This is a genomic window from Bradyrhizobium sp. AZCC 2262, assembly GCF_036924535.1.
Classification (GTDB): domain Bacteria; phylum Pseudomonadota; class Alphaproteobacteria; order Rhizobiales; family Xanthobacteraceae; genus Bradyrhizobium.
Window position 1 is genome coordinate 1,684,266 of sequence record NZ_JAZHRT010000001.1, and the last position, 23,338, is coordinate 1,707,603.

The following is a 23,338-nucleotide window of genomic DNA, read 5'->3' on the forward strand; positions in this document are numbered from 1 at the left end:
GGTGGCTGTCGCGGCTGCGCGGGCTGCAGAGGCTGCCGATGTGGCGTCGGCTGTGGTGGCTGCGGCGTTGGTTGGATAGGTGTAGGCGTGCCGTGGGTAGCAACAGGCTGCTGTGCATCCTGGGGCCGGTGCCGCTGGTGCTAGGCGGCGACGCCTTCTGATTGTGTATCGACACGCCACGATTTCATTGGCCGGGCCCGCGATCGACCCGGCCAGTTTCTTGTTTGCGTTGCACCGTTCGCCTGCCAGCGTGGGCGGCTTGCCGGTGACAAGCGAGTGTGTTCCAACTCATTCGAACAATTCCAGTCGACGTCGGCGCACAGGTCCGGCGGGACGAGAGGTTCGCCGTGCTCTGGCAATTTGAAGATGACAGGTAACAAAATCCGCGTGCTGATCCGATGAGAGACAATCGCAAGAGCCCCGTGGCGAGCAAGACCCGCAAGAACATTTTGCGATTCGCGCCGAACTTCACCGCCTATGTGCTTCCTCCCGATGTGGTCTGCCTCTATTCGGAGGACCGCAAGTTCTTCCTGCACGGCGAGCTTTATTGTGCGGTAGCCACGGCGATCGGAAAAAATGGCAAAGCTGCGCCAGAGATCGTTCGCCAGCTTTCGAAGAGCTTTCCAGCCGACAAGATAGAGGAAGCGATCAAGCGGCTGTTGGAGCGGCGATACGTCGTTGCGGGAACGTCGCCCGCATTCGATGGCGCCGTCGCGGGATATTGGGCTAGTCTCGGCCTGCCTCTCGAAGTCGCGGAACAGAATCTCCGCAATTGCCCGGTGCGGGTCGAAGCGATCGACGTCAAAGGCGCCAAAGAGCTCGCCGCGGCCTTGAGCAAACTCGGCGTCCAGATTGCCAAGCGTTCGCCAAAACTCACGATCACGCTGGTGAACGACTATCTCGACCGGCGGCTGGGCGATATGAACGGGGAGCGCGTGGCCGACAAGACGCCCTGGCTGCTGGTGCAGCCGTCCGGTGTGTTTCCGCTGGTGGGCCCGGTGTTCAAGCCCGGCGAGAGCGCCTGCTGGAACTGTCTTTTCGATCGCATGATCCGCAACCGGGAGATCAAGGGGTTTCTCGACCGCGGACAGGCGCAGGCTGTCGCCGTGTCACCCCTGGTCAACGAGAGCGTCGGACAAGGCGCATTTCATTTCGCTGCCGTCGAAATTGCGAAAGCGATTGCCTCGGGCTTTCGCACCGATCTGCGCGATCACATCGCGAGCCTCGATCTGACGGGTGCGGTCGTTAGCAAGCACTTTGTCGCGCGGCGCCCGCAATGTCCCACCTGCGGCAGCAAGAAGGTGCAGAGTCCGCGCCGGGCGGCGACGCCGATCGAGATCGCCGAAGGCAGCAAGCTCATCATGACCAGCGGTGGATATCGCACCGTGACGTCTCGGGCCACCGTAGCGCGCTTCCGCAAGCATATAAGCCCGTTGACCGGTGTGGTGACGCGGCTCGAGCGGATCGAGGTCGATCTGCCGATGAACACCAATTTTTTCGCCTATCATAATTTCTCCTCGCCGGCCCAGAGCGTCGATCAGCTCAGGTCCGGGCTGAGCGGCGGCAGCTTCGGCAAGGGCTCGACCGCCGAGCAGGGCGAGGCCAGCGCGCTGATGGAGTCGATCGAGCGTTATTCGGGTATTTTCCAGGGTGACGAGATCAGGACGGCGCGCCGCTTTACCGATTTCGATCCCGGTGATGCCATCCACCCCAACGACGTCCAGCTTTTCAGCGACGCTCAGTTTCAAGGCAGATTGACCGAGTCGCCGGACGATTCACACCCCGTTCCTGAGCCGCTCGATCCCTCGACCAGGACCGAGTGGTCGCCGGTCTGGTCGCTGCGCGACAAGCGTTTCAAATATCTCCCGACCGGCTTGCTCTATTTCTTCTACGGCGGTTTCCATACCGATTCCAACGGTTGCGCGGCCGGCAACACCCGCGAGGAAGCCATCGTTCAGGGCTTCCTCGAACTGGTCGAGCGCGATGCCTACGCCATTTGGTGGTACAGCCGGCTGCGGCGCGCCGAGGTCGACCTCAAGCAATTCAGCGATTCCTACATCCAGGATCTGCAAACGCAGTTTGCGGATGCCGGACGACGGCTGTGGGTGCTGGACGTCACCAGCGATCTCGGCATTCCCACCTACGTGTCGGTGATGCACTGGATGCAGAACGGCCACGAGAACATCGAGTTCGGTTCCGGCGCGCATTTCGATCGCCGCATCGCCTTGCTGCGTTCGCTCACCGAGCTAACGCAATTCATGTCAATCGGCATGATGGGCGGCGGCAGCGGCGAGAAGCCATCGCTCGACGGTGTCAATCCGCTGCGCCTGGAAGATCATCCGTTCCTGATCCCGAGCGACAATCCGATCGTTCCGCCGGCTCCCGGCCTTGAGGTCCACGACAACACGCGCGATCAGGTGAATGCCTGTGTCGAGATCGCCACCCGGGCAGGGTACGATTTCCTCGTGCTCGACCAGACGCGGCCCGACGTTGAGGTCCCGGTCGTTCGCGTGCTCGTTCCAGGCCTGCGGCATTTCTATCGCCGCTTCGCACCGGGCCGGCTTTACGATGTTCCGCTGAAGCTTGGATTGCTGGATCGCCCGCGGCTGGAGAGCGAACTCACTCCGTTCCTGCCGCACACCTGAAAGGGTCTTTCGTGCGCGCTCCCCGGAAAAAGCCGACCAGGAAGATTGCGCCAGTCATCGCCGCCCGATTGAACGGTCATTTCTCCCTGCAGATGCAGGCGGACGGGAGCATCGCCGCCTTCGTGAACGGCTATTCCGTCAATCTGGGACAATTGAGCACGGCCGCGATGGATCGAGCGCGAAATCTGACCGACGGCTTGCCGCTGGTGTCCTTTGCCGGTAAGAGCGCTATCGCGAGGGAAGTCGATGTCCTGGTGCATCGACTGGCGCGGCACGGGCTGCTCGAATATCGCCTGTCCTTTCCGCGTGACGCGCAGGACCTTGTGGTCATCGAGCCCCAGGTCCCTGAGTACTGGCCGCAACGCGCAAAGCTCGGCGAGAGTGACACTGTCGTGCTGTCGCGCTTTGCCTATCTGCACCGGCGCGGCAACGAGATGGTGCTGGAATCGCCGCGCGCCGGCGCGCTGTTTCGAATTGGCGACCCCGCCATTGCCGCCATGCTTGCTGCGCTGTCGCGGCCTCACAAGATCAGCAGGCTTCGCCGCGACGCGGCCGCCTTCCACCTCGATCTGCTCGAACTGCTGCTAAATAGCCAGTTCCTGCTCAAGCTCAATGCGAAAAGCGGAGACGGCCTTCGGGTGAATGAAGGCGACGGCAATCTTGTTCTCTGGGATTTCCACGATCTCGTGTTTCACACGCGGAGCACCGAGGGCCGGCAGACCAATCCGGTAGGCGGCACCTTCGCCTACGCAAGCGTTGTTTCACCGCTGCCCGCGGTGCGTCCGCCGTGGCCCGGCAAGAAGATTGACCTGCGCAACTTCTCTACCTCGGATCCGGTCTCATCCTTTGCAGGGCGGTTGCGCGAACGCCATTCAGTCCGGGATTTCGATGACGAGCATCCGGTCACGCTCGCCGAGCTCGCGCAGTTTCTCGACAGCGCTGCCCGGGTCCTGTCGGAATGGAATAGCGGCGCGAATTTCGAAGGCAGTCCTGAGACTACCTACAGCACAAGGCCCTATCCGTCGGCCGGCAGCGCGTACGAACTGGAATTGTATCTGGCGATCTCGAATTGCGACGGGCTTGCACGCGGACTTTACCATTACGACGCGGGCGGCCACGCGCTGGTAGCGATCGGGGTCTCGGCTCAGCAACTCCAGGCGCTTGCGGCGGCAGCCGAGTTTGCCATGGACGCCCCGGGTCCGCCGCAGGTCCTGATCACGATCGCCGCGCGTTTTGGGCGGATCTCCTGGAAATACAGCTCAATCGCATACTCGCTGATCCTGAAGGATGTTGGCAGCATCATCCAGACGTTCTACCTGGCGGCGACCGATATGGGCCTTGGTGGCTGCGCCATCGGCACCAGCAACATCGATCTGTTTGCAAAAATGACGGGGCTCGAATTCCATGTAGAGGGCCCGGTCGGTCAATTCGCGCTCGGACGCGGGAAGAAGCCGGAGGCCCCGGGCTAGAGCACGATATTTCTCGAAAGGCGGCCAGGCCGGAGCCTCGATGCGAATTTTGCTGCGTACTAAGGAGCCCACGCCGAGAGCTAAAAAAACAGCGGGCCCGTTGGCCCGCTGCGCGTCTTCGCATGATAATTGTTACTGCTTGCTAGCCGGCGCGTCGTCCGCAGGCGGCGTGGTCGGCTTGTTCATGTCCGTGCTGGGCGGTGCCGGCGGTGTCGGGCGGTTGGTCGCCGCACCCGTGGTCGTGCCCGGCTGGTTGTTGCTGCGGGGCGTTACGTCACGCATGCCCGAAGGCGCCGCGGGCTTGGCCGGCTGCGTCTGTGCGGTCTGGCTCTCCGGCGTGGTACCGGCCTGGTTCACGGTCGTATTGTTGAGGCCATAGAACAGGGCGCCGAGCACCACCGCGATAGCGACGGCGAACATGGCGACCTTGGTGCCGCTGGCGGGACCTTCGGCCAGTTCCGGATCGGCTTGCAACTCATTGTCGAGACTGTTGAGGCGGGCCTGATGGCGGATTTCTTCATCGCTCAGGCCGGCGCGGTAGGGATCGTTCGGATTCGGTTGGTATGCCATGAATAGGTTCCTCCGTTAGCACCCCAAAGCTAAGCGGGGAGACAATGGCTGGCGTGCACGGATGTTCCCCGCCAATGTTGCAACCCCGTAATGTTGGAACTGATGATTCCCGGTTCCCAATGTGAGGTTTGCCATGTGGAGCTTGCCGCCCGGCGATACCGTCCTGCATCTGTTGTCCTATGTGGCGCTGACCGCGCAGGCGATGACGGCCGCACTCGCGGCGGGCCGCCGCAGCATGGACTGGGCCGGCGTGTGCATGCTCGGCTGCATCACCGCGCTAGGTGGCGGCACCATCCGTGATGTGCTGCTCGGGCACTATCCGCTGGTCTGGGTGCAAAACCCGTCCTATCTCGCACTGACGGCGGTGGCGGCCTTCGCCACCATTTTAGTCGCGCGGCACGTGCACCGGCTCAACACCGCGTTTCTGGTGCTGGACGCGATCGGGCTGGTCGTCTTCACGATGGCCGGCTGCGATGTCGCCTGGCAAATGAACGCCTCGCTGCCGATCGTGATCGTCGCTGGCATGATCACCGGCTGCGCCGGCGGCGTGCTGCGCGACATTCTCTGCAACGACGTGCCGCTGTTGTTTCGCGCCGAACTCTACGCCAGCGTCTCCGTCGTCACCGGACTGTTCTACGCCACCGGCTTCGGGCTCAAGCTCAGCGACCACGTCTGGACCGCGCTGACATTTGCGCTCGGCCTCACGCTGCGGCTATTGGCGATCCGCTACAAATGGGAAATGCCGAAATTCGTCTTTAACGATGAGCCGCGCTGAGCAGCTATTTTGTCCTGCGCGCCTTCGCGACCTCGTCCGCTGTCACCAGCGGCGCCGCGTTGCCCCAGGCGTTGCGGATGTAGTTCGTCACGTCGGCAATCTCCTGGTCGGTCATTTTCGCGGCATAGGCCGGCATCGATCCCGCGTTGGGCGCACGCGGCGTTGTGACGGTTTGCGCGCCATCGAGGATGACGCGCAGCGTACTCAAGGCGTCGGCGGATTGCAGGTTGGCGTTGCCTGGCAGCGGCGGATAGATCCGCGGCGCGCCCGAGCCGTCCTTTTCGTGGCAGGCGATGCAGGCGCCATTGTAGAGCTTTTCGCCCGCAGCCATTTGCGAAGGCGGCGGCCGGGCGACCTTCGGCTCCCGCGCACCCGCCGGCAGATCCTTCAGGTAAATCGCAATCGCTCTGACATCCGCATCACTCATCCTTGAAGTCGAATTGACGACGACCTCCGACATCAATTCGCCGGCATGGCTCTTGCCGTTGCGGCCGCTCTGCAGATATTCGGTGATGTCTTCCACGCTCCAGGATTTTAGGCCGCTGCGCGCAGCCCCGTCCAGCCGTGGCGCGAACATGCCCGCGACCCGTCCGCCGCTGTAGGCCCGGCGGCGTTTCTCGGCGCCAAACATGTTCTTCGGCGTATGGCAGGCGCCGCAATGGGCGACGCCCTCGACCAGATAGCGGCCGCGATTCCACTCCGTGCTCTTTTGCTGGTCCGGCATCAGAATGCCGGGCTTGAAGAACAGCCAGTTCCAGCCGCGCATCACGACGCGATGGTTGAACGGCCAGCGCAGTTCGGGCGCGCGCGGCGCATTGCTCACCGGCGTCAGCGTCGCCAGATAGGCGCGGATGGCGAGAATGTCCTGGCGCGTCAGCTTGGTGAAGTTCGGGTAGGGGAAGGCCGGGTAATAGCGTGAGCCGTCGCGCGCCACGCCAAACCGCAGGGCGTCGTAGAAGGCGTCATCGCTCCAGGCGCCCAGGCCCGTCTCGCGATCCGGCGTCAGATTGGGCGAATAGATGCCGCCGAACGGGGTATCGATCCGCTTGCCACCGGCGAACGGTTTTGCGGGATCGGCGGTATGGCAGCTTGCGCAGTCGCCGGCTTCGGTCAGCGCCTTGCCGCGCGCGATATCCTCTGCGGTCAGTGGTTCGCTCTTGGACTGGGCATGGCCTTCGCCGACCGCGAACGCAGTGCACAAAAATACGCAAGCGAGAATCGTCCGCATGATCCGGCGTGGTCCCTGCACCATCTGGCCTCCTGGGGCGTTATAGCGCGAAAGCGGAGGGAGGAGGATGTCATGCCGTTTCGCGCCGAGGCTCCCGGACGACACAAACCGAAAAGGTGCGCCGTTATTCCCGGCACGAAATTGCGATCTTTGAAAGCACGGCGTCGGGAGCGAGATTTGTAGTGCGTGGCCAAGAAAATCCGACATAGACTGGTTCTAACAAGTTCAGATGACTAGCTAAAAACAGTCATCCCGATCAAGGCTCAAGAGGGTGCAATGGGAATCAACCAGGGTCCGATCAGTCTCGATCAGAAATACACCCAGGGTACAGGGCACATCTTCCTGACCGGTATCCAGGCGCTGGTCCGCCTGCCGATGGCGCAGATCCGCCGTGACCGTGCCGCAGGGCTGAACACCGCAGGCTTTATCTCCGGCTACCGCGGCTCTCCGCTGGGCGGCTATGACCAGCAGCTTTTTGCCGCCCGAAAACATCTCGAGCAGTACAACATCAAGTTCCAGCCCGGCGTGAACGAGGACCTCGCGGCCACCGCGATCTGGGGCTCGCAGCAGCTCAATCTGTCGCCCGGCGCCAAATATGATGGCGCAGTCGGCATCTGGTACGGCAAGGGCCCCGGCGTCGACCGCTGTGGCGACGTGTTCCGGCACGGCAACACGGCGGGCTCCGCGAAAAACGGCGGCGTGCTGTGTCTGGCCGGCGACGACCATGGCGCCAAATCCTCCACCGTCCCGCATCAATCGGACCACGCCTTCATCTCCGCGCTGATGCCGTATCTCTATCCCTCCAGCATCCACGAAATGATCGAGATGGGCCTGCTGGGCATCGCGATGTCGCGCTACTCCGGCTGCTGGGTCGGCATGAAGGTGATCACCGAGACGGTGGAGACGACAGCCGAAATCGACCTCACCGACGAGATGACGCCGTTCGCGATCCCGACCGATTTCGAGATGCCGCCCGGCGGCCTCAATCTGCGCTGGCCCGACGACCGCTATGCGCAGGACCTGCGCCTGCAGGACTACAAGGGCTATGCGGCCATCGCGTTCGCGCGCGCCAACAAGATCAACCGCGTCACCATGGATTCGCCGAATGCCCGTTACGGCATCATGGCATCAGGCAAGAGCTACGAGGATATCCGTCAGGCGCTGCGCGAACTCGGGATCACCGAGGAGGTCGCCGCCAAGATCGGGCTTCGTCTTTACAAGATCGGCATGCCCTGGCCGCTGGAGCCGGAAGGCGTGCGCAATTTCGCCGTCGGCCTTGAGGAAATTTTCATCGTCGAGGAACGCCGCGAGATCGTCGAAAATCAGGTCAAGCAGGAATTGTTCAACTGGCGCGACGACGTCCGCCCGCGCATCGTCGGCAAGATGGACGATCACGACAAGCGTTTTCTCACTTTCGCCGCCGAGCTTTCCGTCGCCTCGCTGGCGAGTTCGCTGACCGAGCGCCTGCTTCGACTGAATCTCAATCCCGAAATCGCCGCGATGCTTCGCGCCAAGGCCGACTGGTTCAATGGCCGACAGGCGACCCAGATGCAGGCGGTGGCGCCAGTCACCCGTACGCCGTATTTCTGCTCCGGCTGCCCGCACAACACCTCGACCAAGGTGCCGGAAGGCAGCCGCGCCTTCGCCGGCATCGGCTGTCACTTCATGGCGCTGTGGATGGACCGCTCGACCGAAACCTACACCCACATGGGAGGCGAGGGCGTGCCGTGGGTCGGCGTCGCCCCCTTCACCAAGGAAGAGCATGTGTTCGCCAATCTCGGCGACGGCACCTATTTCCATTCCGGCAGCCTCGCGATCCGGCAGGCGGTCGCCTCCGGCGCCAACATCACCTACAAGCTGCTCTATAACGACGCGACCGCGATGACCGGCGGCCAGCATGTCGACGGCGAATTGTCGCCGCAGCAGATCACCTTCCAGCTTCATTCGGAAGGCATCCGCAACATCTATCTCGTCTCGGAAAATCCGGATGCCTATCCGGCGTCCGACATCGCTCCCGGCGTCAAGGTCGCGCACCGCGACGAACTCGACGCTGTGCAGAGAACCTGCCGCACGCTGAAGGGCACTTCGGCGATCGTCTTCGTGCAGACCTGCGCCGCCGAAAAGCGCCGCCGCCGCAAGCGCGGCCTGATGGAGGATCCTGCGCGTCGCGTCATGATCAATCCTGCCGTCTGCGAAGGCTGCGGCGACTGCTCGGTGCAGTCGAACTGCATTTCGGTTGAGCCCCTGGAAACCGCGATGGGCCGCAAGCGCACCATCAACCAGTCGACCTGCAACAAGGACTATTCGTGCCTGAAGGGCTTTTGCCCGTCCTTCGTCACCATCGACGGCGGCAAGCCGCGCCGCCGTGCCCCGGCAAACCTTGGCGATTCCGGCCTCGGCGACATCGGCGATCTGCCCGAGCCGGCCTCATTCCCCTCGCTGGAGCGGCCCTACAATATCGCGGTCGGCGGCGTCGGCGGCACCGGCGTGCTGACGATCGGCGCGCTGCTCGGCATGGCCGCGCATATCGAAGGCAAGGCCAGCATGATCCTCGACATGTCCGGCCTCGCGCAGAAAGGCGGCGCGGTGCTCAGCCACGTCCGGCTTTCGGAGCACACCGCCGATGTCACCTGTTCGCGCATCGTCACCGGCACCGCCGATCTCGTGATGGCCGCCGACGAGGTGGTCGCCGCCGCCAAGGACACGATTACGCTCTGCGAAGCCAGTCGCACCGTCGGCGTCATCAACACCCACGTCATTCCGACCGCCGACTTCATCCTCAACCGCGACTTCAATTTCCAGAGCCGCAAGGTCAACCACGTGCTGGAGACCGAGCTGCGCAAGGACTCTTCTTTCTACGACTTCACCAAGCCCGCCGAAGCGCTGCTCGGTGACTCCATCGCCACCAACATCATGATGCTGGGCTACGCCTATCAGAAGGGCCTGCTGCCGCTGTCGGCGAAGGCAATTCTGCAGGCGATCGAGGTCAACGGCGTCTCGATCAAGATGAACACGCAGGCCTTCCAGCTCGGCCGTCTCGCCGCCGCCGATCCGGCGCGGCTCGAGGCCATGATGAAAGGCCAGGACGAGGTTGTTGCGCCGAAGACGCTGGATGCGATGTCGCTCGATGAAATCATCGACCATCGCAGCGCGCACCTCGCCGACTATCAAAATGCCGCGCTCGCCGAGCGCTATCGGGCTCTCGTGAAGCGCGTGGGCGATGCGGCCACCGATGGCGGCTATGGCGACGCGCTGCCGCGGGCGGTCGCGGTCAACTACGCAAAACTGCTTGCCTACAAGGATGAGTACGAAGTCGCACGGCTGTTCACCGACGGAAAGTTCGAAAAGCAGCTCCGCGACCAGTTCGAAGGCGACTTCAAGTTCAACTTCAACCTGGCGCCGCCGATCCTCGGCGGGGCTAAGGATGCACTCGGCCGGCCGAAGAAGCGCGCCTTCGGCGCGTGGATGATGCCGGTGTTCCGGACGCTGGCAAGACTGCGCTTCCTGCGCGGCACGCCATTCGACATCTTCGGCCACAGCCCCGACCGCAAGCTCGAGCGCGACCTCATCGCGGGTTACGAGAAGGACGTCGTCACCGTGCTCGGCCTCTTGTCGCCGGTCACCCACGACACCGCGGTGGAAATTCTCTCGCTGCCCGACCGCATCCGCGGCTACGGCCCGGTGAAGGAGAAGGCGGTGCAGGACGCGAAAGCTCGCTACACGCAGCTGGCAGCCGACCTCGTCAATCCACCGCCAGCCCCTCGGCAGATTGCGGCGGAGTAGGGCTGCCGTAGGGTGGGCAAAGGCGCGATTGCGCCGCGCCCACCATCTAACATTCGGCTCGCGGCGGTGGGCACGTTTCCGCCTTCGCTCTTCGAGCTACGGCGGACAAGTCGCTTTGCCTTCCCTGCGCGCCGTGCGACGGAACCATACATTCGAGGGCGGTCGAATGCCCGCCTCTGTGCACATCCGGACTCAATTCACATCCAGATATTGCGCAATCTGGGCGCGGCGCCGGCTCTTCCGGGAGCATGGAAAGAGGGCTAGACTTCAGCTAGCGAATTCCACGAGACGTGCCGAAATCCTGTGAAGGGAGGGCGACGTCGGTGCCTCAGCGCAAGCATTTCGCATTCATTGGAGACTGGTTGCAGGCGCGATTTTTCGCGCATTGGGCCGGTGTGCATGATCCGTGGCCATACGCTTTGCAGGCACAGAGGCAACAAACCGAAATCGACGAATGAGGAAGGACGGCGAGGCATCTGATCACTGGAGCAAGCTTACGGACGATCACTCCCAAGGCTTAGAGGAGACTCACGATGAACGCGAAATCGGGACGAACCTTATTTGCTGCCGGCCTGATTACTGCGGCGCTCACAAGCGGCGCAATCGGCCAGCAGGACGAAAAGCTCGGGAAGGCAACTTTCCCTACCTCCTGCGACCCCAAGGTGCAGGTCGAGTTTGACCGCGGCGTCGCCATGCTCCATTCGTACTGGTTCTTGATCGCCCGCCGGAAGTTCGAAGAGATCCTGCAGCAGGATCCTAACTGCGCCATGGCGCATTGGGGCGTGGCGATGGATCGCCTCGGCAACACCCTTGCAATTACACCGACGCGAGCCGAGGCGCAGGCGGGTTGGGAAGCAATCGAAAAAGCACTGGCTGCCGGGCCAAAGACGCAGCGCGAGCGCGACTGGATCGAGGCCCTTGGCGTCTACTTCCGCGACCATGACAAGGTCCCCGTGGATGCCCGAATGGCAGCCTATGGTGCCGCTATGGAGAGGGTGGCGCAAACCTATCCTGATGACTACGAGGCGCAGGTCTATTACGCGCTGACGCTGCAAGCCTCGGCACCGAAGAGCGATCTCACCTACGCCAATCAGATCAAGTCCGCGGCGCTGTTGGAGAAACTCTTCGAGCAGAATCCGCAGCATCCAGGCGTGACGCACTATCTCATTCACGCCTACGACTTCGCGCCGCTTGCCGAGAAGGGCATCGCGTCGGCGCGGCGCTATGCCGGCATTGCGCCGGCCGTCCCGCACGCGCGGCACATGCCGTCGCACATCTACTCGATGGTAGGGCTTTGGGAGGAATCCATCGCCTCGAACGCGTCGGCGCTTGAGATCCAGCCGGACTACTATCATGCGTCGGATTTTACGGTCTATGCACATCTGCAGCTCGCGCAGGACGCCAAAGCCGATGCGATGATCAAGAAGTCGCTCGCCACCGCCGACCGCGGCGATCGTCCGATCAACTTCGCCAATTTCACTGCCAAGAACGCGATGCCGGCGCGTTACGTCCTGGAACGGGCGGATTGGGCAGGTGCTGCCGATCTGGCGATGACTGCCAGCCAATATCCCATGGCGGATTCGTTGATCCGCTTCACGCGCGGTCTCGGCATGGCGCGCACTGGCGATGTCGCCGGGGCCAAACAAGAGATTGAGGCGATGAAAGCGTTACGAACGACATTGCAGCGCGCCGACCAATCCTACTGGGCGGACCGGACCGAGGAGCAGATGCTTGCCGTTTCGGCCTGGATCGCACTGAAAGAAGGTGCGACCGATCAGGCGCTGAAATTCATGCGGGCAGCGGCTGACGGCGAAGACGGCAGTGTAAAGCATGTCGCGATGGAGAACCGCCTCTATCCGTTCCGCGAGTTGCTGGCGGAAATGCTGCTGGAGACGGGGCAGCCCGCCGCGGCCCTGAACGAGTTCGAGACCGCACTCAAGCAGACGCCCAACCGCTTCCGAGCGTTCTGGGGAGCTGCCCGCGCGGCAGACGGCGCAGGCGACCGCCAGAAGGCATCCGATTACTTTGGCAAGCTGGTGAACCTGGCCAGCAACGCCGATACGGAACGGCAGGAAATCCTTGTGGCCCGGGCATACACGCGCCAGGACGACACGATAGGTGCTGCACGAAAATAATTTCTTGGCTGCCCGGCCAAAAGCGCCGGGCAGCCATCAGGTCGAGAAAGCAACGATGATCCGGGCGGTTGCATTGGCAGCAATGCTCGGCGTGCTGGTGAGCGGCGTGGCCGCCTACACCATAAGCTCGCCGGGCTGGCGGACCGGGACCGCACCGTTCGGCGCGGCCGTAAGGCCGGCTGAGTCGACCGCCATCGTCGAGGCCTGGCCGATTTGCACCACGATGGCGTCCGTTGTGTCGGACGCCGACTGGGCGCAGCTCGACCCCGATTTCAAGGCCGGCAAGAAGGCACTGGGCGCAGGGAATTGGAATGGGGCAATCGCAGCGTTCGAGCTCGCTGCGCTGCGCGACCCGACTAATGCCGATATCCGGAACTACATCGGTTACGCCTATCGGCGACTGCGTCAGATGGGGCCTGCGATTGGCCACTATCAGAAAGCACTGATGCTAAGTCCCCGCCACCGCAGCGCGCGTGAGCATCTCGGTGAGGCCTATCTGGTGCTGGGGGAGCCTGCCAAGGCACAGCAATTGCTGGCAGAGCTGGAAAATCTCTGTTTGATTCCCTGCGAGGAATACGACGACCTCAAGCGTGCCATTACGGCTTACAAAACACTGGCTGGTCATTGAGGTCGATTCATCCGCCGGCTGCGCCACGCCAGCCGGGGCGGAGCAGGGGCAGCGTAGGGTGAGCTAAGGCGCATAGCGCCGCGCCCACCATCTAACATTCGGCTCGTGACGGTGGGCACGCTTCCGCCTTCGCTCTTCGAGCTACGGCGGACAAGTCGCCTTGCCTTCCCTGCGATTCCAAACTTGCGATTACGTTTTCGATTCCGGGCTGCTTTGTCCCAGGCGTGGCTCTGTCCCAGCCAGTAGCCGCTGAATGTTGGCACGATGGCGCGCTATCACGTAAATGCCGCCTGCCATCACCAATAACCGATAAGGCAGCGGTTGCTCCAAGGCCCAGACGAGGGCGATCGCAGTCAACGCCGCCAGCATCGAACCAAGGGAAACAATCCGAACAACAGCCAGCACGACGCCAAAAGCCGCAGCAGCACCCAAGCCCACCGGCCAGGACATCGCCAGCAACACGCCGAGTCCCGTCGCAGCGGATTTGCCACCTGTAAAATTCAACCAGATCGAACGGCCATGCCCCATCAACGCGGCAAGTCCGGCCAGGCAGACAGCCCATGGCAGCCAGGTTTGCGGATCAAGTGCTGTCGGTGGCGTGACGGACGGCAATGTATAGAGCCAGGGATAAAACCAGCGGGCAAAGACGATCGCCGCCGCACCTTTCAGCACATCTACCAGGAGCACCACCAACGCAGGCCATTTTCCCAGGGTTCGCAAGACGTTCGTTGCCCCAATGGATTTGGAGCCATGCTCTCGGATATCAATGCCCTTGAGCAGTTTCCCCGCCAGATAGCCCGTGGGCGTAGAACCGAAGAGATAGGCGATCGCCAGTCCGATCACGCTCGCTATCCAGAAAACCATGGGATTCACCTCGACGCTCTGATTTCAGGCAGGTCGTCTACCTCTTTGACCGTGATTGGTCATTGTAGACGGATTCAGCGAGGGTTGTGGGCTGGTTGGTGGCCGCTTTGGGTCCGCATTCTAGTTAAATTGCGGGTCGGCAACCCGGATCGACGTCACGCGATCGCCGCTCATTTCCAATGAAAAGGTCCAGGGCTGATATGACCACACATCGGTGTTCGCCTGCGAGCTGGGCCCGACGAGCATCGGCTTGCCGAGTTGCCTGGTGACGCTCTCGGCCGTCGCTCCGAGCGTAATGCCGTTGAAGACATATTTGTCCGCCGGTAATCGGCCCGTCACCTGGATGGCTACCAGCCTGTCCTGCCAGATCGAAGCGACCAGATAGGGATCGTCATTGGTCTTGCCGAAGAAACAGGCCCACACCGTCGTGTCCTTCGGTCCCTGGATCTGGCGAGAGGGTTCTCCCAAGAGGGCCCTGAGCGCAGCCGCTTCCATGCCGACGACCAGCGGGCCGACTCGCATGCATGCGTGCCCCGACAGCGCCTTGGCCGACCGATATCCGGATCCTGCGCAAGCCGGGCGGCGGCATTCTCCCTCAAGCGACGGCGAACTGGCGGTCGCGCGCGGCGAACAGGCGACGATTTGATTGCCGGGCAACCTGGCACGAGTGCGCGTGAGGGGCCTCACATTGGACCGCGCGCGACTTCGATAATCTGCCTGCATCGAACGCAACGTAGTTCTCTCGAACTCAACATGTCGGACGCAATGACCGCAACGATCGCAGTGCCCCCATCGGTACAGGCCCCCACAGCAGCCGTCGGGGCTGCGCTGCGCGCCTTCGTGGCGAGAGGCAAGGAAATTCGGTTGTCGCCGCTGTGGAAGCAAGCCTTTGCCGGCAAGCGCAAGGATCATCGCTACTACGACATCGTCGAAGATACGATGCATCCCGAGATCACGCACCGCTATCTGATGATCACGGATCAGCTCAGCCAGGCCGGCACCGTGCAGCCGTTCTTCGTCACGTCAATCGACATGGCCGAGGGAGTGAGCGCCGGCGTGAAATCCTGGATCGACACCGTTCGCCGCGCGTGGCCTACCTTCCTGCGCGCGCGGGTGCTGATGGTGGGATGCGTTGCAGGCGAAGGCGTGCTCGACGGCGACGTGACGTGGCAGATGCAGTGCATCCCGGTGCTGAAAGACGCGCTGGTCGAAGAGGCATACAAGCTCGGCGCGGGCCTGATCGTCTTCAAGGAATTTCGTGCCTCCCATCGCGCGGTGCTCGATCGCCTGCAGGCAGACGGTTTTGTCCGCGTTCCGAGCATGCCGATGACGCGGCTGAATTTCGACTTCGCTTCATTCGACGAATACCTGTCGAAGAAGCTCGGTTCTGCCACCAGGAAGAACCTGCGCCGCAAGTTCAAGGCGATCGACGCGGCCGATCCGATCGAGCTGACCGTCTCGACCAACATCGAAGCGGAGGTCGATGAGCTCTATCCGCTCTATCTGCAGATCTATGAAAAATCTTCGATGCACTTCGAGAAGCTCACGCCCGAGTTTCTCGTGCAGCTCGGCCGTGCGATGCCCGACAAGGTGCGCTATTTCGTGTGGCGGCAGAATGGTCGTCCGGTCGCCTTCAGCATTTGCACGATCGACGGCGACACCATCTGCGACGAATACATCGGCATCGACTATCAATCGAGCGTCAGCGCCGGCCTCTACCACTACACGTTTCGTGACATCGTGAACTGGGCGCTCCGCAACGGCCTGAAGGCCTATGCGAGCACCGGCCTTTGCTACGACCCGAAACTGCACCTCAAGCAGGAACTCGTGCCGCTCGATCTCTACGTGCGGCACCGCTCCGCAATCGGGAATTTTGTCATGAAGTATATCGTTCGATGGCTCGATCCGACGCGCCACGACAAAACCCTTGCGGAGTTTTCGAACTATGCTGACCTCTGACCAGGCCCTGCCGGGCTTTAGTCTGAAGCTCTCTGCCAGCACGAAGGCCTACCTGAAGCTCGGCGCGTGCGCCGGCCTGCTCGCGGCCGGAGAGCTTCTCCTGAAGATCGGAGCGACCGCCCAACCGGACTCGCCCATGACGCATTGGGCCACCTGGATCGGCATCGTTTTCTACGTCCTGAACTTCGTCGCGTGGCTCGAAGCTCTCAAGACGATCCCCGTGGGTATCGCCTTCGCGGTGCAGAGCATCGTTCAGTTGATGGTGCCGATCTCGGCCTGGCTCTTCCTGCACGAGCAGATCAGCTCGGGCCGCGCGCTTGGAATCTTGTTGGTCTTCGTCGGTGTTTTCCTTGCGGCGGCGCCGTCGGCAGTTGCGGATGAACGCCTATGACCGCCTTCACGCTTTTCCTCTGCCTGTTCTGCCAGGTCCTCGTCGTGGCCGGAAACCTCCTGCTCAAGCATGCGATGGCCGGCATAGACGGACTAGAGCGATCACGGGTTCAGACCGGCTTGTGGCTCTTCGGCGGCATCGCTCTTTTCAGCCTGTGGTTCTTCCTGTGGCTGGATCTCCTGAGCAAATATGAGCTCAGTCAACTCTACGCCTTCGAGGGTCTCGCACCGGTCTTCCTGATGGCTAGCGCCTGGCTCTTCCTCGGCGAGAAAGTGCCGCTGCGCGGCTGGATCGGCGTCAGCCTGATCGGCGCGGGGCTGATGCTCGTGGCAGGGGCCTAAGGCTCTAAAAGCACTTCGGGACCAAGAGAGCCGCTGAGTCCACTCATCTGGCAAAGGTCACGGGCGCGATGATTATCAGCCGGTCCGCTCTGCGTCATTCGCGTCGATCTTGGTATGTCCGCGTCATGTCCGATGACGGGGTAATCTCGGCAATGCTGTTATTCGTTTCCCATTGAAGGCATCGCCCTTGCTCTTGCCGGTCGGCCGACGGGCAAATCCGTAAGGGTTTCGGGTGCGCGACAGCCCCGGCCCGCTAACCCAAACCCCTGAAAAGCGCTGCGCGCAAAAACGAATTTCACCAGTCATTCCAACGTGATTTGGGTCGTCCAGATTGCGCTGCAAAAATATAGCGCTTCTCATTTCCCCCAAATCAGCTCCATCTTCGCGCCATCCCGCCTCATCGAAGAGGGGCGTACGCGTCGTCACGATACGTGGAGTGCGGGTTGCGGTGGACGCGATGGCGTTGCGCGCGCGAGGCATTGCAGGGCGGCCTCAGGCTTTGTCTTGAGGCTGTGAGCGATCGATCCGCGCAAGACGAGCGGCGCAGTTCGCGTACGGCAAAACCGTGTGGTCCTGGCACCCGTGGCTGGTGTCAAATCGGCGGAGGTTTTCGAAGCCCAACCGGGTCTCGCAAAGCCGTCAATTCGCCGATGACGGAGGCAAGAGGAATTCGTCTCCGGGGAGAGCGCGGCATAAGCCGTCAAACCATTGCGCAGGGAAGGCCGGATGCTCTCCGCTGGACCTGTATGCTCGTGTGCGCACTTCTTCGTGCACATTGCACACGAGACCGCGGGTGCAGCGCGCACCCGGTCTTCCCTGCGCCCTCTCACGCTAGAGGGGGCAAGCGGCAAGGTACAACTCGGGCGCGTCGCGCCGCGGGAACGCGCCGGCATATCCGCATCTCCGACCTGATACGATTTCCGCTGATAATCATCCCGAGTTGAGTCTAGTCGCTACTGTCTCGCCCTGCGGAATATCACGGCGCTTGCCAAGGGGGCGGCGACAGGCCAGAAAAAAGCTGGAAAAAGAAACGCCAACGGAGAACGATTTGACCATCAAGGGCAAAGCCTACATTGCCGGGATTTACGAGCATCCCACCCGGCACGCACCCGATAAATCAACTGCGCAGTTGCACGCCGAGGTCGCCAAGGGGGCGATCGAGGATGCCGGGCTCACCAAGGCCGACATCGACGGCTATTTCTGCGCCGGCGACGCCCCGGGCGGCCTCTGGCCGATGGTCGATTACCTCGGATTGAAGGTGCGTCACGTCGATTCCACGGAAACCGGCGGCTGTTCCTATTTGATCCATCTCGGCCACGCCGCGGAGGCGATCGCGGCCGGCAAATGCTCGATCGCGCTGGTCACACTCGCCGGCAAGCCGCGTACCGGCCCGATGCCGGCGCGCGCCGCCGGTGCGGAAGCCGATTTCGAGGCGGCCTATGGGGCGACCACCCACAATGCCTACGGCATGTGTGCCATGCGCCACATGCACGACTACGGCACCACGAGCGAACAGCTCGCCTGGATCAAGGTCGCGGCCTCCCATCACGCCCAGTACAACCCGCATGCAATGCTCAAGGAGGTCGTCACCGTCGAGGATGTTCTGAACTCGCCGATGATCTCGGACCCGCTGCACCGGATGGATTGCTGCGTCGTCACCGATGGCGGCGGCGCGATGATCGTGACCACGCCGGAGATCGCGAAGAGCCTGAAGAAGCCGCTGGTGCGGCTGATCGGCCATGGCGAGGCGATGAAGGGCCCGCGCGGCGGCAAGGATCTCGACCTCACTTATTCCGCCGGCATCTGGTCCGGCCCGCGCGCCTTCGAGGAGGCCGGCGTCACGCCAAAGGATATCAAGTACGCCTCGATCTATGACAGCTTCACCATCACGGTGCTGATGCAACTCGAGGACCTCGGCTTCTGCAAGAAAGGCGAGGGCGGCAAGTTCGTCTCCGACGGCAATTTGATTTCGGGCGTCGGCAAGCTGCCGTTCAACACCGATGGCGGCGGCCTCTGCAGCAACCACCCGGTCAACCGCGGCGGCATGACCAAGATCCTCGAGGCTGTCCGCCAGTTGCGCGGAGAAGCCCATCCGAAGGTGCAGGTGCCGAATTGCGATCTCGCAGTCGCCCACGGCACCGGCGGACTTCTCGGCGTGCGTCACGCCGCCTCAACCTGCATTCTGGAGCGCGTGTAATGGCCGAAGCAAAGAAATATCCGGCACCGGTGACCAATCCGGAAACCGCGCAGTTCTGGGAAGCGGCCAAGGCCGGCAAGTTCATGATCAAGCGCTGCACCGCCTGCGGCGAGCCGCATTACTTTCCGCGCTCGATCTGCCCGTTCTGCTTCTCCGACAAGACCGTGTGGGAAGAGAGCTCGGGTGAAGCCACGATCTACACCTACAGCCTGATGCGCAAATCGGCGACCGGTCCGTACGCCATCGCCTATGTCACGCTGAAGGAAGGCCCGTCGCTGCAGACCAACATCGTCGATTGCGATCTAACGAGCCTGAAGATCGGCCAGAAGGTGAAGGTGGTGTTCAAGCCCACCGACGGCGCCCCACTGCCATTCTTCACGGCGGCCTAGCGAAGTTGCGCGCGCTGCGCGCCAAACATTGGGTCGTCATCCCCGCGAAAGCGGGGATCCAGTAAACACCGGCGATTACTGGATGCCCGCCTGCGCGGGCATGACGGTGAGAACAAAATCGGGAGAAGATGACCGCATGCCAATCAATTACGAACAGCTCATGGCTCTGAAAAATCTCGGCCAGAAATACGCCTATACCGACCGCGAGGTGATGCTCTACGCCTACGGGATCGGCATGGGCGGCGATCCGATGGACGAGAACGAACTCGCCTACGTCAACGAAGGCACCTTCACCCCGCGTCCCCTCAAGGTCGTGCCGACCTTCGCTTCGGTGGCAGCGTGGGGCTCAGGGCCCGGCGAGATGAATCTCAACCGCGTAATGGTGGTCGACGGCGAGCGTGACATCACCTTCCACAAGCCGCTGCCGGGCGCGGCCAGGATCACGGCCGACTCGACGGTGCTCGACGTCTTCGACAAGGGCAAGGACAAGGGCGCCGTGATCCGGCACCAGACCGTGCTGAAGGACGAGAGCGGCGAGAAGCTCGCCACGCTGGTGGCTTCGCGTTTTGCGCGCGGTGACGGCGGCTTTGGCGGCCCATCCGAAGGCCAGCCCGAACCGCACAAGGTGCCGAGCAGGGCGCCCGACAAGATCGTCGACATCACGACGCGTCCGGACCAGGCGCTGGTCTATCGCCTCTGCGGCGACCGCAACCCGCTGCACTCCGATCCGGAGTTTGCCAGGAAGGCCGGTTTCCCGAAGCCGATCCTGCACGGCATGTGCACCTACGGCATCACCTGCCGCGGCGTGCTGCAGACCTATGCCGACTACGATCCGTCCGCCTTCAAACAGCACGTCGCGCGCTTTTCCTCGCCGGTCTTCCCCGGCGAGACCGTGACGATGGAATTGTGGAAGGACGGCAACGTCGTCTCGTTCGAAGCCAAGGTGAAGTCGCGTGGCGTCACCGTGATCAAGAGCGGGAAAACGGTGCTGGGTTGAAATTTCCGTCATTCCGGGATGGTCCGAAGGACCAGACCCGGAATCTCGAGGTTCCGGGTTCGCTTCGCGCCCCGGAATGACGGTGCAAAACAAAGAAGGCGGGAGAGAACAAATGGGATTACTCGACGGCAAGGTTGCCATCATCACCGGCGCAGGCGGCGGGCTCGGTGAGGCCTACGCAAAGCTGTTCGCGCGCGAGGGCGCGGCGGTCGTGGTCAATGATCTCGGCGGTCCCCGCGACGGTTCCGGCGCCGACGTGTCGATGGCGCAGAAAGTGGTCAACGCGATCAAGGAAGAGGGCGGCCGTGCCGTCGCCAACGGTTCCGACATTTCGACCATCGCCGGCGGGCAGTCGGTATTCGACGACGCCATCAAGAATTTCGGCCGCGCCGATATTCTGGTGAACAACGCCGGCATCCTGCTCGACGAGACTTTTGCCAAGGCCAAGGAAGCCAACTGGGACAGGGTGATCAGGGTGCACCTCAAAGGCACCTTCTGCTGCACCCAGCCGGTGTTCAAATGGATGCGCGAGAACGGCGGCGGCGTCATCGTCAACACCTCCTCGACCTCGGGCCTGATCGGCAATTTCGGCCAGACCAATTATGGCGCCGCCAAGGGCGGTATCTGGGGACTGTCGAACGTGCTGGCGATCGAGGGCCGCAAATACAACATCCGGATCTGGACGCTGGCCCCGGGCGCGCTGACCCGCATGACCGCCGACCTGCCGCGCTATAAGGAGAACCCCGGCGCGGCGCTGGGCCCGGACGGCATCGCGCCGGCCGTGCTATACATGGTCAGCGACTTGTCGGGCGACCAGACCGGCAAGGTGCTCGGCGTCTCCGGCCCCCGTGGGGTCCGCGAGCTGCGGATGATGGAAATGGAAGGCTGGACGCCGCCGTTTACGGGGTGGAAGGCCGAGGATATCGTGACCCACGCCAAGGAAATCTTCTTCTCCGAGGAGGATATCAAGAAGTCGGCGCGGCGATTTAAGTGAATGTCGTTCCGGGGCGATGCGATAGCATCGAACCCGGAACCTCGAGATTCCGGGTTCGCTTCGCGCCCCGGAATGACGGAAAACAGGACAGACGCACCAATGACCAAGCTTACCGCCCAGGCCGCAGGCACTTTTGCGATCGCGCCGACGCCGTTCCACGATGACGGCCGTATCGACGAGAAATCGATCGACCGGCTGACCGATTTCTACGCCGAAGTCGGCTGCGATGGCGTCACCGTGCTCGGCATTCTGGGCGAGGCGCCAAAACTCGACGCAGCCGAGGCCGAGCAGGTGGCGGTACGCTTCGTCAAGCGCGCCAAGAACATGCAGATCATCGTCGGCGTCTCGGCGCCGGGATTTGCCTCGATGCGCTCGCTGGCCAAGGCCTCGATGGATGCCGGCGCCGCCGGCGTCATGATCGCGCCGCCGCCGCATTTACGCACCGATGACCAGATCACGGGCTATTTCAAGCAGGCGCAGGAAGCGATCGGCGACGAGATTCCCTGGGTGCTGCAGGACTATCCGCTGACGCTCAACGTCGTCTTCACGCCTGCCGTGATCCGCAAGATCGTGATGGACTCGCCGTCCTGCGTCATGCTCAAGCATGAGGATTGGCCGGGCCTGGAGAAGATTTCGACGCTGCGTGGCTATCAGAAAGACGGCTCGCTGAAGCCGATGTCGATTCTCGTTGGCAACGGCGGCTTGTTCCTCGATTTCGAGATGGAGCGCGGCGCCGACGGTGCCATGACCGGCTACGCCTTCCCGGAATTGCTGATCGATGTCGTCAAGCTGCAAAAGGCCGGCAAGCGCGATGCCGCGCATGATCTGTTCGACGCCCATCTGCCACTGATCCGTTACGAGCAGCAGCCGCGGCGCGGGCCTGTCGGTGCGCAAATACGTGCTGCAGAAGCGCGGCATCATCTCGTCCAGCGCGCAGCGCAAGCCCGGCGCGACGATTACGGCGACCGCAAAGGCCGAGGTCGATTATCTCTTGTCGCGGGTGGCGCGCGTCGACCGCCGCGCCAATCTGCAACCGCAATCCAGCGCGGCAGGCTAGTCCAATGGCCGAGACCGTTGCCCCGCGTCCCGCATCCACCATCCTGCTGCTGCGCGACAGCGCAGGCGCCAAGGCCGACGGCAAGAGCCGCGAAGAGATCGAAGTCTTCATGATGGTTCGCCATTATGAGATCGACTTCAACTCCGGCGCGCTGGTGTTTCCCGGCGGCAGTGTCGACAAGGGCGACAAGGAGATCATCGCGACGCCAGAGCTTTACTCGGGCGGCGAGGGGTTGGACGAGGCCACGCTGAGCTTCCGCATCGCTGCGATCCGCGAAACCTTCGAGGAAAGCGGTATCCTTTTGGCGCGGCCGAAAAAGGCTCGAAGGCGCTGGTCGATGCCAGGCGCGCCAGCGAAATCGAGACGGCGCATCGCGCTGACCTTTGCGACAGCAAGATCAGCTTCCTCAAGGTGCTGGCCGATAACGGCATGGTGCTGGCGCTCGACGAACTCGTGCCCTATGCGCACTGGATCACGCCGGAGGGCATGCCAAAACGGTTCGACACCTGGTTCTTTCTTGCCGCCGCGCCGCCGGAACAGGTCGGCGCCCATGACGGCAAGGAATCCACCGACTCGATCTGGGTGTCGCCGCGCGAGGCGCTCGAAGGCGGCGAGACCGGGCGCTTCAAGCTGCCGTTCCCCACCACGCGCAACCTGATAAAGCTCGGCAAGCAACCAAGCGTGAAGGCGGCGCTCGACGACTCCAGAGGCAAATCCGTCGTCACCGTGACGCCGGTCATGACCCGGAACAATGGCGGCCGCCAGCTTCGCATTCCCCTTGAAGCCGGTTACGACGGCGACGTGTTCGAGGTCGGTTCGGTCGGCTGAAGATTGCATCGACACTTCGGTGGATGGCGAAGTATCGCAGTGCCCGCAGCCTGTAATGTCCGGTCCTGACATAGACAAGACCGGGGTC

The 23,338-nt window shown here is 62.6% G+C and carries 17 protein-coding genes and 2 pseudogenes; 15 read left to right on the top strand and 4 right to left on the bottom strand.

Going from position 1 to position 23,338, the window contains the following annotated elements; genetic code table 11:
- Positions 1 to 398: 398 nt before the first annotated feature.
- Both V1283_RS07965 and V1283_RS07970 read left to right on the top strand, forming a co-directional pair.
- Positions 399 to 2,645 carry a TOMM precursor leader peptide-binding protein gene (locus V1283_RS07965; protein WP_334385877.1) on the top strand — a complete coding sequence of 749 codons (2,247 nt, stop codon included), beginning with the start codon at positions 399 to 401 and terminating at the stop codon, positions 2,643 to 2,645.
- A 92-nt stretch (positions 2,646 to 2,737) separates the two neighbouring features.
- Positions 2,738 to 4,114: a SagB/ThcOx family dehydrogenase gene (locus tag V1283_RS07970; RefSeq protein ID WP_334392988.1), complete on the top strand. Its 1,377-nt coding sequence runs from the start codon at positions 2,738 to 2,740 to the stop codon at positions 4,112 to 4,114.
- Between the two features lie 132 nt (positions 4,115 to 4,246).
- Here the strand turns inward: V1283_RS07970 and V1283_RS07975 are convergent, their stop codons facing one another.
- Positions 4,247 to 4,684, bottom strand: coding sequence for a hypothetical protein (locus V1283_RS07975; protein ID WP_334385878.1), 438 nt, complete (start codon positions 4,682 to 4,684; stop codon positions 4,247 to 4,249).
- Positions 4,685 to 4,817: 133 nt separating this feature from the next.
- Between V1283_RS07975 and V1283_RS07980 the strand changes: the two genes are divergently transcribed.
- Positions 4,818 to 5,459 (top strand): trimeric intracellular cation channel family protein, encoded by a 642-nt coding sequence (locus V1283_RS07980; protein ID WP_334385879.1) that lies wholly within the window; start codon positions 4,818 to 4,820, stop codon positions 5,457 to 5,459.
- 4 nt (positions 5,460 to 5,463) lie between these two features.
- Here V1283_RS07980 and V1283_RS07985 read toward each other — a convergent pair whose 3' ends face one another.
- Positions 5,464 to 6,687, bottom strand: a complete 1,224-nt coding sequence (locus V1283_RS07985) for a cytochrome c (protein ID WP_334392989.1) — start codon at positions 6,685 to 6,687, stop codon at positions 5,464 to 5,466.
- Positions 6,688 to 6,963: 276 nt separating this feature from the next.
- Here V1283_RS07985 and V1283_RS07990 point away from each other — a divergent pair, with 276 nt between their 5' ends.
- The 3 genes from V1283_RS07990 (at position 6,964) to V1283_RS08000 (ending at position 13,233) form a co-directional block, all read left to right on the top strand.
- A complete protein-coding gene (locus V1283_RS07990; protein WP_334385880.1) occupies positions 6,964 to 10,470 on the top strand; it encodes an indolepyruvate ferredoxin oxidoreductase family protein in 3,507 nt (1,168 codons plus the stop codon).
- Positions 10,471 to 11,003: 533 nt separating this feature from the next.
- A complete protein-coding gene (locus V1283_RS07995; protein WP_334385881.1) occupies positions 11,004 to 12,605 on the top strand; it encodes a hypothetical protein in 1,602 nt (533 codons plus the stop codon).
- Entirely contained in the window at positions 12,589 to 13,233 is a 645-nt protein-coding gene (locus V1283_RS08000) for a hypothetical protein (protein WP_334385882.1), read from the top strand. Before V1283_RS07995 ends, V1283_RS08000 begins: the two co-directional genes overlap by 17 nt.
- 189 nt (positions 13,234 to 13,422) lie before the next feature.
- Here V1283_RS08000 and plsY read toward each other — a convergent pair whose 3' ends face one another.
- A complete protein-coding gene (gene plsY, locus V1283_RS08005) occupies positions 13,423 to 14,097 on the bottom strand; it encodes a glycerol-3-phosphate 1-O-acyltransferase PlsY (protein WP_334385883.1) in 675 nt (224 codons plus the stop codon).
- Between the two features lie 120 nt (positions 14,098 to 14,217).
- The gene (locus V1283_RS08010) at positions 14,218 to 14,619 is read right to left on the bottom strand and encodes a hypothetical protein (protein ID WP_334385884.1); all 402 of its coding nucleotides are present in this window, start codon (positions 14,617 to 14,619) and stop codon (positions 14,218 to 14,220) included.
- Between the two features lie 231 nt (positions 14,620 to 14,850).
- Between V1283_RS08010 and V1283_RS08015 the strand changes: the two genes are divergently transcribed.
- The 9 genes and pseudogenes from V1283_RS08015 to V1283_RS08055 all read left to right on the top strand — a co-directional run bounded on the left by V1283_RS08015 (position 14,851) and on the right by V1283_RS08055 (position 23,250).
- Positions 14,851 to 16,056 carry a GNAT family N-acetyltransferase gene (locus V1283_RS08015; RefSeq protein WP_334385886.1) on the top strand — a complete coding sequence of 402 codons (1,206 nt, stop codon included), beginning with the start codon at positions 14,851 to 14,853 and terminating at the stop codon, positions 16,054 to 16,056.
- Complete coding sequence (locus V1283_RS08020) at positions 16,043 to 16,447, top strand: DMT family transporter (protein WP_334385888.1); 405 nt, start codon at positions 16,043 to 16,045, stop codon at positions 16,445 to 16,447. Before V1283_RS08015 ends, V1283_RS08020 begins: the two co-directional genes overlap by 14 nt.
- On the top strand, positions 16,444 to 16,788 hold the full coding sequence (locus tag V1283_RS08025) for an EamA family transporter (RefSeq protein ID WP_334385889.1): 345 nt from the start codon (positions 16,444 to 16,446) through the stop codon (positions 16,786 to 16,788). The genes V1283_RS08020 and V1283_RS08025 overlap by 4 nt, the downstream gene beginning before the upstream one ends.
- A gap of 1,048 nt (positions 16,789 to 17,836) precedes the next feature.
- Positions 17,837 to 18,985 (top strand): thiolase domain-containing protein, encoded by a 1,149-nt coding sequence (locus V1283_RS08030; RefSeq protein WP_334385890.1) that lies wholly within the window; start codon positions 17,837 to 17,839, stop codon positions 18,983 to 18,985.
- Positions 18,985 to 19,374 (top strand): Zn-ribbon domain-containing OB-fold protein, encoded by a 390-nt coding sequence (locus V1283_RS08035; protein WP_334385891.1) that lies wholly within the window; start codon positions 18,985 to 18,987, stop codon positions 19,372 to 19,374. The genes V1283_RS08030 and V1283_RS08035 overlap by 1 nt, the downstream gene beginning before the upstream one ends.
- A gap of 136 nt (positions 19,375 to 19,510) precedes the next feature.
- Positions 19,511 to 20,371, top strand: coding sequence for a MaoC/PaaZ C-terminal domain-containing protein (locus V1283_RS08040; RefSeq protein WP_334385893.1), 861 nt, complete (start codon positions 19,511 to 19,513; stop codon positions 20,369 to 20,371).
- A gap of 112 nt (positions 20,372 to 20,483) precedes the next feature.
- Complete coding sequence (locus tag V1283_RS08045) at positions 20,484 to 21,365, top strand: SDR family oxidoreductase (protein ID WP_334385895.1); 882 nt, start codon at positions 20,484 to 20,486, stop codon at positions 21,363 to 21,365.
- Between the two features lie 99 nt (positions 21,366 to 21,464).
- Positions 21,465 to 22,422: pseudogene (locus V1283_RS08050) on the top strand (dihydrodipicolinate synthase family protein).
- Between the two features lie 4 nt (positions 22,423 to 22,426).
- Positions 22,427 to 23,250 (top strand): annotated as a pseudogene (locus V1283_RS08055) (NUDIX hydrolase).
- Positions 23,251 to 23,338 lie beyond the last annotated feature (88 nt).